Source organism: Flectobacillus major DSM 103 (genome assembly GCF_000427405.1).
Lineage (GTDB): Bacteria > Bacteroidota > Bacteroidia > Cytophagales > Spirosomataceae > Flectobacillus > Flectobacillus major.
Genome location: NZ_KE386491.1, coordinates 3,440,274 through 3,454,975, shown reverse-complemented (window position 1 = coordinate 3,454,975; position 14,702 = coordinate 3,440,274). Strand labels below are relative to the sequence as shown.

General features: G+C 37.0%; 12 protein-coding genes. 2 read left to right on the top strand and 10 right to left on the bottom strand.

The features are described from left to right. Positions 1-123: 123 nt before the first annotated feature. On the bottom strand, positions 124-504 hold the full coding sequence (locus FLEMA_RS70845; protein WP_044172174.1) for a HEPN domain-containing protein: 381 nt from the start codon (positions 502-504) through the stop codon (positions 124-126). A gap of 223 nt (positions 505-727) precedes the next feature. On the opposite strand from FLEMA_RS70845, the gene FLEMA_RS0131515 reads away from it, so the two are divergent. Both FLEMA_RS0131515 and FLEMA_RS0131500 read left to right on the top strand, forming a co-directional pair. After that, on the top strand, positions 728-1,903 hold the full coding sequence (locus FLEMA_RS0131515; protein WP_026997860.1) for a hypothetical protein: 1,176 nt from the start codon (positions 728-730) through the stop codon (positions 1,901-1,903). Positions 1,904-2,079: 176 nt separating this feature from the next. Continuing rightward, the gene (locus FLEMA_RS0131500; protein WP_026996393.1) at positions 2,080-2,994 is read left to right on the top strand and encodes a PfkB family carbohydrate kinase; all 915 of its coding nucleotides are present in this window, start codon (positions 2,080-2,082) and stop codon (positions 2,992-2,994) included. 318 nt (positions 2,995-3,312) lie between these two features. Here the strand turns inward: FLEMA_RS0131500 and FLEMA_RS70840 are convergent, their stop codons facing one another. From FLEMA_RS70840 to FLEMA_RS70805, 9 genes are all read right to left on the bottom strand, one after another. Then, a complete protein-coding gene (locus tag FLEMA_RS70840) occupies positions 3,313-3,747 on the bottom strand; it encodes a CBS domain-containing protein (RefSeq protein ID WP_044172172.1) in 435 nt (144 codons plus the stop codon). Positions 3,748-3,874: 127 nt separating this feature from the next. Continuing rightward, complete coding sequence (locus FLEMA_RS70835; protein ID WP_044174879.1) at positions 3,875-5,167, bottom strand: M16 family metallopeptidase; 1,293 nt, start codon at positions 5,165-5,167, stop codon at positions 3,875-3,877. A 115-nt stretch (positions 5,168-5,282) separates the two neighbouring features. After that, on the bottom strand, positions 5,283-6,467 hold the full coding sequence (gene porV / locus FLEMA_RS70830) for a type IX secretion system outer membrane channel protein PorV (RefSeq protein WP_159102701.1): 1,185 nt from the start codon (positions 6,465-6,467) through the stop codon (positions 5,283-5,285). A gap of 97 nt (positions 6,468-6,564) precedes the next feature. Then, positions 6,565-9,981 carry a type IX secretion system sortase PorU gene (gene porU, locus FLEMA_RS70825; protein ID WP_052354147.1) on the bottom strand — a complete coding sequence of 1,139 codons (3,417 nt, stop codon included), beginning with the start codon at positions 9,979-9,981 and terminating at the stop codon, positions 6,565-6,567. 49 nt (positions 9,982-10,030) lie between these two features. Beyond that, the gene (locus tag FLEMA_RS70820; protein WP_044172170.1) at positions 10,031-10,642 is read right to left on the bottom strand and encodes a SprT-like domain-containing protein; all 612 of its coding nucleotides are present in this window, start codon (positions 10,640-10,642) and stop codon (positions 10,031-10,033) included. Between the two features lie 106 nt (positions 10,643-10,748). After that, entirely contained in the window at positions 10,749-10,934 is a 186-nt protein-coding gene (locus tag FLEMA_RS0131260) for a hypothetical protein (RefSeq protein ID WP_026996389.1), read from the bottom strand. Positions 10,935-11,260: 326 nt separating this feature from the next. Next, a complete protein-coding gene (locus FLEMA_RS70815) occupies positions 11,261-11,758 on the bottom strand; it encodes a GtrA family protein (protein ID WP_044172169.1) in 498 nt (165 codons plus the stop codon). Position 11,759: 1 nt separating this feature from the next. After that, a complete protein-coding gene (locus FLEMA_RS70810) occupies positions 11,760-13,181 on the bottom strand; it encodes an NADH-quinone oxidoreductase subunit N (RefSeq protein ID WP_044174874.1) in 1,422 nt (473 codons plus the stop codon). Positions 13,182-13,236: 55 nt separating this feature from the next. Further along, complete coding sequence (locus tag FLEMA_RS70805; protein ID WP_044172168.1) at positions 13,237-14,688, bottom strand: complex I subunit 4 family protein; 1,452 nt, start codon at positions 14,686-14,688, stop codon at positions 13,237-13,239. Positions 14,689-14,702: the final 14 nt, after the last annotated feature.

The following is a 14,702-nucleotide window of genomic DNA, read 5'->3' as shown; positions in this document are numbered from 1 at the left end:
ACATCGGAAGTAGGTACTTAGTTCGGTATGATGAAGGTTCATGGAATACATCTGTTTAATCAATAATGATGCTTTTGTGTATTGGTTGGGCAATCTTGATAAAAAGTTTATCAAATCTTATCCTCAGTTATCTCTTTCCAAGAGCATTTCTTTTTGTTTAACAAAACGAAGAAACTCTTCTGTATTTTCGATAAACGATAAAACTTCTTCAGGAACAAAATCACCTGCAATATCTTTCTGAAGTACTTGATACTCTTTTACTAATACTTTAATATACTGTTGGATAGTTTGGGGTACTTGCTCTGTTTTGACCATATATTCGTCAAAAAAGGCTATTGCACCATCCAATATTTTAGTAAAAATACCTCTTTCGGCCAATAATCCACGCATCAGCCATACGCAGGCATAATAACAGTGGTTGAGTGTACCCCTATAAAAATCGTTTTGATAGAGATATTTGGCACTTTCTAGTTCGTCTTCTGCTCTGAGGATGTAATTTTTCATGATACCTTATCGAATTACATTTTCGATACAAAACTAATAAAACTATTATGGATTGAGACAATTTTCGTTCCAAAAGCCCTATTAATTCTATAATCTTATTTAATCAATCTATTCTCAGCTCCTAAAAAAGAGTGTCTGAGTATTCTTAGAACTCAAATAAACTAAAAAAGAGTATCTTTGAAAGATTTTTTCGCTAAAAAACTATTAATCAAATACCCAAACGATGACGATTTTAGAAGTTGGTAACGATAAATATCTCCAAAATGAGTTTTTGGAATTTCCCGTTCGCTTATATGCTCATGACGAAAATTGGATACGTCCACTCGACCAAGATGTAGAAAATACCTTCAGACCCGATAAAAATAAGTATTTCAAGCATGGTATATGTACACGCTGGATTTTACAAAACTCACAAAGACAGACTATCGGGCGTGTGGCGGCTTTTATCAATCAAGAAACTGCCCACAAAGAAGAACAACCTACGGGTGGTATGGGTTTTTTTGAATGTATCGACGATAAAGATGCAGCTTTTTTGCTATTTGATACTTGCAAAAGATGGTTGGAAGGGCATGGCATGGAGGCCATGGACGGGCCTATTAATTTTGGCGAAAGAGATTCTTTTTGGGGGCTTATGACCAAAGGTTGGGAATACGAACCAACCTACAAAATGCCTTGGACAAAGGCTTATTATATTCCTTTTTTTGAACAATATGGTTTTAAAGACTACTTCCAGCAGTACGTGTACGTATCGCCTATCAAGGCGGGGCAAGTACTTCCTGTAGTAGAGGAAAAAGCCAAAAGAATTTATGAAAACCCTGAATATACATTTCAGCATATTCAGAAGCGTCAATTAGCTAAATATGGGGAAGATTTTAGAACCATTTTTAATGAAGCTTGGGCAAAGTTTCCAGGGGTAAAAGCCATGAGCGAAGAACAAGCTCAAAGCCTCGTGAATCAAATGAAGCCTATTATTGACGAACAATTGATTTGGTTTGCTTATGCCGATAATAAGCCTATTGCATTTTTTATTGTAATTCCCGACCTCAACCAGATTATAAAGCACCTCAATGGTAAGTTTGGTACATGGGAAAAAATCAAGTTTTTGTTATTGCTTTGGCGTGGTGTGATTACCAGAACGTGTGGGGTAATATTTGGCGTAGTACCCGACTACCAAGGTAAAGGCGTAGAATCGGCGATTGCTTTGCGATTAAGGCAAGTAGAACGTGAAAACCCTCATTTTCAGTACGAAACTATCGATATGAACTGGGTAGGCGACTTTAACCCTAAAATGAATCGTTTTGTGTCTACATTGGGGGCTACTCGCGATAAAGAATACATTACTTATCGCTTTTTGTTTGATAGAGAAAAACCCTTTAAACGTTGTCCACGAGTAGGGTAATATACTGGTGTATAATTCAAAAAGTGTTTGTCGGGTTGGTGTTTTTCATGACTAATTATGGCTGATACTGAGCTATTTTGAATTTAAGACGTTTAATTTATAACAAAATAAAAACACAAAGGCACGATGCTAAAATTTTGTATCTTTGCCTATTAATCAACTATAATAAGAACTAAATGAGTTTATTAGCAATTGGTTCGGTGGCTTTTGATGCTATCGAAACGCCTTATGGAAAAACAGATAAAATTATTGGTGGAGCAGGTACTTTCATCTCTTTGTCGGCCTCATATTTCAAAACACCTGTCAACCTTGTTGCCGTAGTAGGAGAAGACTTCCCACAAGCATATATAGAGTTATTGCAAGGAAAAGGAGTTGATACTACGGGTTTACAAATCAAAGAAGGCGAAAAGTCGTTTTTCTGGGCTGGCCGTTATCATAACAATATGAACTCAAGAGATACTTTGGTAACTGAATTGAATGTATTGGGTACTTTCGACCCAATTATTCCTTCGGCTTATCAGGGTTGCGAGTACTTGATGTTGGGCAACCTAACTCCTGCTGTACAAAAAACGGTTATTGAGCGTTTAGAAACTCGCCCTAAGCTAATTGTAATGGATACCATGAACTTTTGGATGGACATTGCTATGGACGACCTGAAGGCTGTTTTACAAATGATTGATGTATTGTGTATCAACGATGAAGAAGCTCGTCAGTTATCAGGCGAATATTCGTTGCGTACAGCATCAAAGAAAATTTTGGAAATGGGACCTAAAACCTTGATTATCAAAAAAGGGGAGCATGGTGCGTTGTTATTCCAAGACGATAAAATGTTCTTTTGCCCAGCATTACCCTTAGAGGAAGTGTTTGACCCAACAGGAGCTGGTGATACTTTTGTAGGTGGTTTTATTGGCTATCTTGCAAAAACAGACGATATCGGCTTTGAGAATATGAAACGTGCTATCGTTTATGGTTCGGCTATGGCTTCGTTTTGCGTAGAAAAGTTTGGTACAGAACGTTTGGTTGATCTTTCTTACGAAGAGCTTCTTTCTCGTGTACAAGAATTTAAGGAATTAGCTGGATTTGAAGTATAGTTATTCTATCAAAGCATGAGTCATCTCGAATTTGGTGAATGAGTGATTATTTTTGAATATGATTTTCACCAATAAGGATGCAATGCCTTGTGGCTAAAGATGTGTCATTCTGATATTTAACATACAAAAGGCGTTTGAAAACTAATTTCAAACGCCTTTTGCATGAATACCCCTAAATGTCTATCATTTGAGCAATTGATAAGCCTCTTCAATGTTCACTTGACGACCTAATAAACCACAACAAACACAAACAAGAGGTCTGTATTTTAAATTATCCCAAAATTCGGGATGACTCATGTTTGATAGAATATATAATTTTTACATACCTCCCGAAATAAAGTTCTGTAAGTGATTAATGGTATGTTTTTGGTCTTCTATAATAAAACGAACTAAATCACCCATCGATACCAGCCCCACCACATGATTGTCGGCTAGTACTGGCAAATAGCGAATATGTTTGTCCGACATAATTTCCATGCAGTACTCAATGGTATCTTCAAATTTGACCGAAGCAGGATTGGTTTGCATAATTTCTGAAACTAAGGTGTCATGCGAGTTTTTTCCCATAATAGCTACTTTTCGGGCGTAGTCTCGTTCTGTAAGTAGCCCTTTGTATTCGCCATCCTGATAAATAACCAAAGCACCGATGTTTTTTGAAATCATAATTTCGAGAGCCTCGAAAACAGTTTTAGAGGAGTCAATCACATTTACGGTATTTCCTTTGTGTAAAATAATGTGGGAAACTTTTTTCATAATCAGTAAGTTTAAGTTTTAGGTTAAGCATAAATTAGTCAATAACTTGCTAAAAACCAAATATTTCCAAAAAAAATGCAGTACTTCATTATGAAGCACTGCATTTGCAAATAGGTAAATCTTTGTACTATTTTCCTCCAGCTACTACTTCTATAAAAGATTCGGGAGTCAAATACTGTTGAGCTGTTGCTAAAATAGCTTCGGGCTTAATAGATTTGATATGTTCAAAATACTTATTATAAAAATCAAGCGGTAAACCTTCCGACATAATGATTTTATAGCGGTCTGCAATTTCAAATGGTGTATTGAGCGAGCCTGCAAAAGCCCCTATCATATAGTTACGAACAGCCGCTAACTCATCGCTCGAAATAAGTTCTGTTTGTAAAATATGTAGCTCTTTACGAATTTCATCAAGTGTTTGTTGAGTGAACTCTTTTTTCACATCCGTTCCTATAATAAAATATCCTGCTTTTGAGAATGGTACAATATTAGACCCAATACCGTAGGTAAATCCTTTGTCTTCACGAATATTTTTCATGAGCCTAGAGCCAAAGTATCCACCAAGAACTTCGTTGGTTACCAACAAATTAAAATAATCAGGATGATTACGGGTAACAAGCTTTTTTCCCAATCTAATCGATGATTGCATGGCATTTTCTTTTTCGATAAGAATCGGTTCGGCAATAGGAGCTGAGTCAATATCGAAAGTAGGAGTGGAGTCTAGCCTTTTTTGCAAAGGAGTATCGCCAAAAGCTTGGCTTACCAATTGAATATCGGCTTCTGTAACTTTACCAGAAAGAAAAATACGACAAGGCTGATTTTTCCAGTGGCTCTTATAATAATCAACCAAATCTTCTCTGGTAATAGCCTCAATTACCTGACTGGTTAAATGCTTTCCGTAAGGGTGCTGAGTGCCAAAAAGAGATTTCCGTATTTTTTGATTAGCTAAAAACGAGGTTTTTTCTTGATTAACTTGAATCGTTTGTAGCTGAATTTTTTTGAGGGTATTGAGTTCTTTTTCTGGGAAAATAGAGTCATTGAGTATTTCCTGTACCATTGGTAACAGTTGGTCAAGGTACTTGGTGAGGCCATATACAACAAAACTAGCCCTATCAACGCCATGTGTAAACTCTGTGAAAGCCCCAAATTGGTCAAAATACTCGCTAATCTGATTAGAATTATGTTGCGAAGTACCTTCATTCAGCATTTTGGAGGTAAAAAAAGATATTCCATTTTTGGTATCATACCAGTTGCCTGCATGAAACGATAGTTCAAGTTTTACGACGGGTTGTTCGCCCACATTGATTACATGTAAAGGAATACCATTAGCCAAAGTATAAGTTTGGGCTAGTGGTATATGTACCTGCTCAATGGTATGGAATGCAGGGCTAGTGGTTCTATCGAGTGTATTTATATCCATGAAATGAGCTTTGCTTTTGTTGTAAGGGGTCAATATACCTACGAATTGCTATAAAAACAAAATGACATTTCCGTAGAAATGCCATTTTACTAAATAATCATAAAATATCTTGATACTAGTTTGCTGCAACTTTAGGAGCTGAGTTGAAATTAGCATGTAAAGAAATTCTTAATGTTTGTGCCAAAGGACTTCCACTTGCAGTAGGAATCAAGTAAGCGAAGTCTAAACCATATTTTTTCTCTAATTTGATACCTACACCAACGGTAGCATATTTTCTACCACCTTTAGTACCATTTTCGAAGTAGTAACCCGCACGGCCAGCAAACATATCATTGTAAAGGTATTCAGCACCCAATGATACAGCTACTTCCTTTAACTCTTCGCTGAAACCACCTGGAGCATCACCAAACGAACCCAAGATACCACCAATAGCTGTTGAAGGTAATTTGAGATTACCGTTGGCATCGTAAGTTGGCGTTGGCACCATCAGCTTATTGATGTCGGCAGTAAGAGTAAGTTTGTTATGTTCGTCGATAGAGTTGATTGCGGCAAAACCAGCTTTCAGGTTAGTAGGGATAAAGTTTGATTCATTACCACCGTAAGACACACGACCCGAAATATTTTGAATCATTACCCCCCAGTTATAGTTCCAAGGTTTATCACTTTTAGAAGTATGGAATATCCCAATATCTGCTGCTACAGTATTAACAGGTTGTGCTGTAAAGCTACCACCGCTAGAGTTGGTTACAACGCCCGAGAACAAAGTAGAATTAATGTATTTTAAATTTACCCCTAAACCTAGTTTTTCTGATAATTTACGTGAATAGGATAAGTTAATTGCATATTCTTTTGAATTAAAATTACCTAAGTTGTTACCATTGTTGTCGGTTTGTTGGAACAAGCCCATGTCAAAATAGTGAATTGATGCCCCAATCACTTGGTCGTTTTTAATTTTTTTATAAAAACTACCATTCAATAATGCCATGTCGTTTACTAATTGACGTAACCAAGGGGTATATGAAAGAGAAACGCCCATGTCTTTGCCTGAGAAAGGGAGTTTTCCTGGGTTCCAGAATATTGCGTTGGCATCACCGTCTGCTGTAGAAATTGCAACACCCGCGTCACCCATACCTGCAGAACGAGCGTCAGGAGTGAAAATCAATGAGCCGATTACAGGTGAAGGAACAGATTTTAACGAACCTTGCACAGGTGTTTGTGTTTGAGCTACAACACTTGCTGCAGACATTGTCAATCCAAGCATCAAAGACGCTCTAAGAGCGTTTGTAACTTTTCTAATCATTGTTTTTAAGGTTAAAGTTTTTCGGATGAGGCACATTCCAAAAGTAATATATTTTTTACTTTAATGTGAAAGAATACCTGAAAATCCTTGACTTAAATTATTTAACGGATACCAATTTGCCGTTTGCTGAAGCTTGATATGTTATCGTTAGTGACTTTACAAAAATACGATAAAAGTAAATACCTCGTGCTATTGATAGAGAATCTTCTGTTAAATCCCAGAAAAAATTCTCACATGGACTAGGTGCATCGTAAACATTTTCACTGATTACTTTGAGCAGTTTACCTTGGCTATCAAAAATTTCGATACTTACAGCTAAATCATCTCCTTTGCGATTGTGTTCAAAACTAAAGTATGTTTTGTCAACAAATGGGTTTGGGAAAGCTTTAACATTACTTAGGTGATTTGTTGACGCAAAGACAACCCTAAAAGGCAACGTTTTCTCTGTAGAATTATTGTATACATCCCAAACTTTTATTTTTAATAAATGATTCCCTTCTCTCAGGTTTTCAAAGTTATAAAGAATTTCCCCTTTTTTGAAATTATCAAGCTCGCTTGTATAATAGGAGTTTAGTATAACATTGGTAGTATCGTCGAGGGTGAGCATGATTTGATGCCCTAATCCATCAGTAGCAATATTGATGCCACTTTCATCTGATAGCTCTACTATCAATTTGGGATTAGCGTTTGTAATATACAGGGTTTTTTCGACTTTTTCATCAAGATACAGTTTAACATCTGGCCCTGTGTTGTCGATAGTACTAATTTTGCTTGAACCACCTACAACAACAACCTGTTCGCCAGTGGCATCTGTTTGGGTTGTGGGGTTTTCGGCATACAAATAGATACGACCTAGGCCATACTGATAATTAATATCTTTGGGGACAATAAAGGTAATATCAAATTGCCCATTTTTTATACTTGCTTTTCCCTGAAAAATAAGATTGGTATAATCGTTGTAAGTAAACTTACTGCCTTTGCCTCCTAGTGTATTGAGTGTTTGGGGCTTATCAAAAATACCGATTTGTACTTGACCATTGAATGTTTTGTCGACTGTATCACTTCCCTTGTCTTGTATTTGTCCTGTAATTGTTACCCTCGACAAAGCTTTGAGTGTATCGGCATTGGTTAGTTTTTTGCTATTGATAGTTTGAATGGTTATGTCTTTTAATGGGTAAAGTAGCTGCATTGAAGGGTCTCCTAGCAAAGCAAAATTACGATTGACAACTCCTGTTAAACTATTGTTTTTGGTTATTCTGACAATATCGCCTAATCGGGGTATAGTTCCATGAATATTTTTAAAGGCATTTTCATAGAAGGCTTGATTAATAAGGTAGTTGGTACTTTGAAATACAGGTCGAGTAGTAGTTAACAAGGCTATTGCTCCTCCTTTATTGCTTAGTAAGGCTAGTTCTGCCCCCGAAACTTGATTGGGGTCGTCGTATCGCCCAAACTGGCAGGTGGCCGTAAGCATCAAAGGCATATTTTTATAATTATTCCAATTGGCGATGTCTTTTGTAGTAAGTATTTGTTCATCGCTCCATCCAGATTCAGCTCCGTGGCCATTGTAGTTAATAATTAAAGCTCCTTTTTCAATAGTATTTTTAATGGCTAAGTTGGCTTGTGGGCTTCTTTGCCCTTCGGGTAACAAAACAAGAGGGTAGTTGTCCAAGTAAATTTTTTCGCTTTTGTAAGCGGGATAAGTACTATTGACAATGCGTGAAAAATAGTCGGCATCGCTTTGGTGAATATTGCCGTCGCCATCGTCGGCAACAAAGGCAACTTTACTTCGCCAATTACCCAGCGAGCTCTGCTTGGCATAGCTAATAAGCTTTTTTACAATATCCTGTGCCTCTGTTTTACTTTTTACGGGCAAACGACCAATACCTATTTCTAAAGTATGGTCTCCGAGTTCGTCCTCTTGCCATGTTCCTTCTGTGTCTTCAAGAAAACCAAAATAATCATCGGACGAATAGCTATAAATAGGATGTAACGACTCTCTACTTTGATAAGCTGGAATATATATATTCTTGGTTTCGTTATTAACTACAACCGAACGCTTTTTGTAGTCGTAGGAAGCATCACCAAAAAGGAGTAAATATTTGAATTTTTGGGGATTTCGGTCAAATAGTACTTTGGCAAAATCTCGAATAGCACTAATATCGGGCTGTCCAGAAGCAAACTCATTATAAATTTCCTCTATCGATACCACCTTCACATCTAATTTATCATGCTCTTTTCTGAAGTTGGCCAATTGATTAGCATATTCTCTGATACTTTCAGCCGTAACAATGAGCAAATCGGGAGTATCTATTGATCTGATATTTTGATTCTTTAGAGGCTTAAATGAGGAAGGGAATAAATAGCCAGTTGCATTAAACGCAATAAACTCTCGTAAAACAGAGGTATTTGTACCAAATTGAGCTTGTTGATTACTGACTTGGTATTGCTGGTTGATAGGTAGAATTGGATTGGTGACATCCCAAATCATAAGATTATTGTTGGCTTCACTCAGCACAAAAGTTGCCTGTGGGTATTGGAGGCTTTCAAAAGCTCTAAAATGTGTTTGGTTATTGTATAATTGAAGTCTTTTGAGGCTTTGTAATCCTAAAAAATTCAAGAATGCACCACCCGAAGTAAGTGCTTTTCGGTCAAATATTAGTGCAATACTGAGGGTATTACTTGTGGTAATGTTATTACTATTAATACTAAAAACCTGTGTATTAGGTTTGCCTTTAAAGTCGTACCGTTCTGCTGTAATGGCGTCCAAGCTTTGCGTACCAAGAGCTTGCCCATTGATGCTCAGCCTGAACTCGGTTTGCCCATAAGAAGTATTCAGTACCGATGACCTTAGTTGAATAGCAGTATTGGGCATAAGGTTTTGTCCCGAAAAGGTAAAAATTTGTTGGCTATTTCCTACAAACTCTTCACCGTACCATTCACGTCCTGAGCCTGCAAAGGGGGCTTGTGCCAATATATTTCGACGGTCAATTTCATGAAATTCGTAGTTATCGAAACTACCAATTTGATTGTTTGTCGTTGTCGAAGTACGGGTATCTATTCGTAATCCGGGTGTTTGGGCAAGTGTAATAAAGTAAAAAGTGGTATCAGAATAAATATTGGTTTGATGCGTGATTTCTTTTTGGGCGGTATTGAAAAGGAGCGAATGTGGCGATTGCCCATAAAATAAGATATAATCGTCGTTATCAAATTTTTGGTCTTGCTCACCCACCACCTGAATCGCATTTTCTTGTAAATCTATAGCACGGCTTACAGCATTACTTTGAGGTAGCATTTTTCCTGTATTGCCATAAATTTTTAGTAATTGTGGATTAAGCGTATTTACGTCGAAGCCATATTTTTGTAGCGTACTTTTATCTATTTTATAAATCCCCGATTGTGTAATACCAATTTTGAGCCATAGTCCACTGGACAATACACTGTTTTGGGCTTGTAACAAAAATGGAAAAGCCCAACCCAAAAACACGATAAATAGTCTAGTAAACTTATACATATTGAGCTGTTGGTTAAATACTTTACCAACGGTTATAAAGCCTGTAAAATTATAGTTTTTTTACCAAAGCATTGGCCGACACTACATATCGCTTGCCACTGTGGGGGTCGGTACACAAAAAGCGAGTACGTCTTAATTCTCCCTTGACAAATTTTTTACCATTGACCAAAAAGCTCTCGCCTACAGCTAGGCTTGTTAGTGGTACATGCTGATTGTCGATATGGGGTAATTCGTCAAAGCTGCGGAGAGCATTTGTGAGAGGTACACACCCTTGTGTACTGGCAGAGGGGTTCTGAAGGTACATTGTCAAAGGTTGTAAAATAGATTCTGGAAATACATCGAGGGTTAATATTGGTTCAAAAAGCTTTTTAAAATTATTTTTCCATTCTTTTCCATGCGGGTCTTTTTTTCTTTTGTATTGTTGGAAAGTTACCAGATGAGCCACTTCATGGATGTATGTAATACTAAAAGCGTAAGGGTTGAGATTACCATTGACTGTAATTTGATGCCCTTTATCTTTTCTGAAGCTGTAATCTCCTAATTTTGTTTGCCTTGGCTTGGTTATTTTGAATTGGAATCGGTGTTGTTTCCACAGCTCAAAACAGTAAGTTACGGCCTTAGGAGGAAAATATTTTTCAAATGTGATATATTCCTTGTTCATATTACGAATATAATAAAAAACCTCATTAAGGGGACTTAATGAGGTTAAAATCAAAAAGCCTCACATAGTGAGGCTTTTCTAATTTCTTTCGAAATTTCAGAAAATACTAGTGAGCAGCAGGAGCAGCAGCAGAATCAACAGCAGCTGAATCAGCAGCAGCAGTATCAACAGCAACTGTAGTATCTACAGCAGCAGCAGCTGAATCAACAGCAGTAGTTTCAGCTTTCTTTTCTGAACAAGCAGCCAATGACATCATACCAGCTACTAATGCGAATGCGAACAATTTTTTCATTTCTTTTGTGGTGTTTAAGGTTTGAGCTACAAAGTTAAGTACAACTTATATTCCCTCCAAGACATTGGGCAAAAATTTTAATTAAATTTTAATAATTGCCCTAAAGTTCTTTGTTTTAGGCTGTAAATTATTGGAAAAGTTTAATAATAACCTGCGAATGATAATTATTCTAAGAGAGAGTTTTTTAATTTTTGATTCAAAATAAAGACTACAGGTAAGAAGGTATCTTGTTTTTGTAATATTTTGAGAGGAGAATGCTTTCAAAAAAATATCCCAATACCTCAACCCGAAAGAAGATGTATTGGGATACTTAAAAATATTGGACACTATTTAATGAACTTTTTGAGTCTATTATAAAAGCCTGTACTTTTAAAAGTGAAGGTTTTGTGCATGATATAGTTGAAAATAAAACTAAAGCCCATTCCTACTACTTGACAGCCTAATTCGTTGGCATTAATAGTTTTGTGAATAATAGGTAATTCAACTATGTTATCTTTGAAAAGGTTATTGACAAATGACAAAGAGCCGACCGCAAAAAACCAGGTTACTCCCCAAGAGCCTGCCGCTACCATCATAAACTTCACCATTTCACGGCGTGTTTGATTAGAGTTTCGGGCATCAAAGGCAAACATTTTGGTGAGAGTAAATCCTACAAAAAACGAAATGATATACCCATAAGACACCGATGCACCATACGATAAATTGAGGTTATTTCTTAAAATACTACCCGACACCAGTTGAACAATAGCTCCTGTTCCAGCTACTAAAAAATAGGCAATGAAGTCTTTTTTATTAAGTAGTTTCGATTGTTTTGAATTTGACACCTTAGAAAATATTTTTAACCAAGTCTGGAGCAATACCTAAGAGTATCGTTAAGGCTGTAGTTATGATCAATGTTAATTTATAAATAGGAGAAATTTCGATTTTCTCTAAATCTCCTTTTTTCAAATATGCGGCAATAATAGGCTTGAAATAATAATATACCCCAACTGCAGACATCAATACTGCAATTACAAGGATTCCTTTAAACAAACTCGATACATTGCTGAAGGCATCGCTAAAGATAAAGAATTTACCAAAGAAACCTGCAGTAAGTGGAATACCCGCCAATGAAAGCATAGATACTGCTAGTACAAATGCTAGGAAAGGGTTGTTGGTAGATAAGCCATTGAGAGCATTAAAACTTTCATCAGGCTTACCTGCTTTGGCTTTAGCCTCAGATACCAAAATCAAAACAGCAAACGCCGAGATTGTAGCAATCGAATAAGCTAATGAATAAAACAAAATAGAAGCATTAGTATTTGGCGTTTTGGCCAGTACCGTAATCAATAAATAACCAGCATGTGAAATACTTGAATAGGCCAACATTCGCTTGAAACTTACTTGATATACTGCCGAAATATTGCCGATTATCAAGGTTAAGCATACAATATAAACCAATGGATTTCCCCATAAGCCATATACCGATGGAAACGAAATGGATAACAAACGGTAAGTTGCAGCTACACCCGCTGTTTTTACTACTGTCGACATAAAAGCTGTAAATAAGCTAGGTGCACCATCATATACATCTGGTGTCCAGAAGTGGAAAGGAGCAGCCGATACCTTAAACAATAAGCCAACAAATATCAACGTAATGCCAGCATACAAAATAGGGCCCGATGGTGACAATAGAATATCTTGCTGTTTGGCTTGGGCTACCATTATGCCAATACCATTGATATCGAACGAACCTGTAGCACCATAAACCAAGGCAATACCAAACAAAAGAATACCCGTCGCAAAAGACCCCATTAAGAAATATTTAAGGGCTGCTTCATTCGAGCGAAGATTTCTTTTGTCTGAACCTGTCAAAACATACATTGCTACCGACAAAATCTCTAAGCCTACAAATAACATAATAAGATTTTGGAAAGTAACCATCATGATAGCCCCAACTACCGAGAACAACATAACAGCGTAGTATTCGGCAGGGTGGGTGTGTTCTTCATCATCGCCAAAGCTTCTTGAAATACAAGCCACCAAGGCAGCCGATATTAAAATCACAGAGGCAAAATTGATAGAAAGATTATTGGTCTTCAACATATTGTTGAACCAATAATATTCATGATTCCAATCTGCAAGGTTTAAGCCTAGGGCAACTAGAATAAAAAGTAGTGTGGCTGGCAATAAGATTTTACGGTTATTTAAAAACCCTAAAAACAAATTGGCGATACCGAAAAGTGATAAAGCTATAATTGCGTTCATATTTGCTGTATCGTAAAACCCCACAAAATAAGCCTGCAAGGTTTGATTAGATTTCTTACTTATTTATGATTAATAACAATTGGCTCACTGCTGGTTCTGAAACTTTCAAAATAGCATTTGGAGCAATACCTAGTACAATAACCAACACGGCGATAGGTAAAAGAGTGGCTCGTTCTGTAAAGCCCAAATCTTCAAAGCCTTCTGTGAGGGTTGTTGTTGTACCAAACATTGATTTTTGTACCAAACGTAGCATATAAACTGCCCCTAAAATGATTGTTAAACCTGCTACAGCACCAATCCAAGCATTGTATTCATAAACACCTTTCAAGAGTAAAAACTCGCCTACAAAACCATTGGTAAGTGGTAATGCTACCGACCCCAACATAATAATAATGAAAAGAACTGTGAGTTGTGGCGTAGTCTGAGTGATACCTCCCAAACGTTCTAATTCTCTTGATTTAGTACGTTGCTGAATAATCTCAACGATAAAAAACAAACCAACTACATTGATTCCGTGAGCAAGCATTTGGATTAAAGCCCCTTGTATACCGTCTAGGTTACTAGCAAAAATACCTGCCGACATCAATCCTACGTGAGCAAATGATGAATAAGCAATCAAACGCTTCATATCTTTTTGCTGAATGGCAATAATCGAACCGTAAACAATACCAATTACCGACAAAATAACGGCTGTATTGCCCCAAGCCTGTACCCCAAGTGGAACAGTTGGCAACAAGATTCTGATTAAACCATAAGTACCCATTTTTAGCATAATACCCGAAAGAAGCATTGTGCCTGCTGTAGGAGCTTCTACGTAAGTATCGGGTTGCCAAGTATGGAATGGGAATAGAGGCATTTTGATAGCAAAAGCAATAAAGAATGCCCAGAACAAATACCCTTGCTGTGAAGCATCCAATAGCTTGGCGGCATCGTACAAGGCCGTAATCTCTGAAGTATGTGTTGGGGTTTTGAGGTATAAATATACCAATGCTAACAACATAAATAGAGAACCAAATAAGGTATAAACAAAAAACTTGAAAGTAACCTTGATTCTGTTTTCGCCACCCCAAATAGCCGCAATAAAATAAATAGGAATAAGAGCAGCTTCAAAGAAGAAGTAAAACACAAATGCGTCTTTTGCTGTAAATACACCTACCAATGCAGCTTGCATAAACAAAATCAACGCATAAAATGTAGATGGGTTTTTGTAGTTAATCTTAAATGTGGATAAAATAATGAATGGCACCAACAAGGTTGTAAGGCTCACCAAAATGAGGCTTATGCCATCTATTCCAACAGAAAACTTAATGCCTGCCGATGCTATCCAGTTGTAAGATGCCCCAAACTGTGTGGTGGCATCAGGAACAAAAGTATAGTATGTATATGCCCCAAGAGCCAACTCAGCCAATGCGGCTGCTAATGCCAGAACTTTTGCATTTTCTCCTTTCGTGGTTAAGGTTACTAACCCTGCGAAAATGGGAAGAAGTATTAGTGTAAGTGTTAACATTTATAAAAACGTTA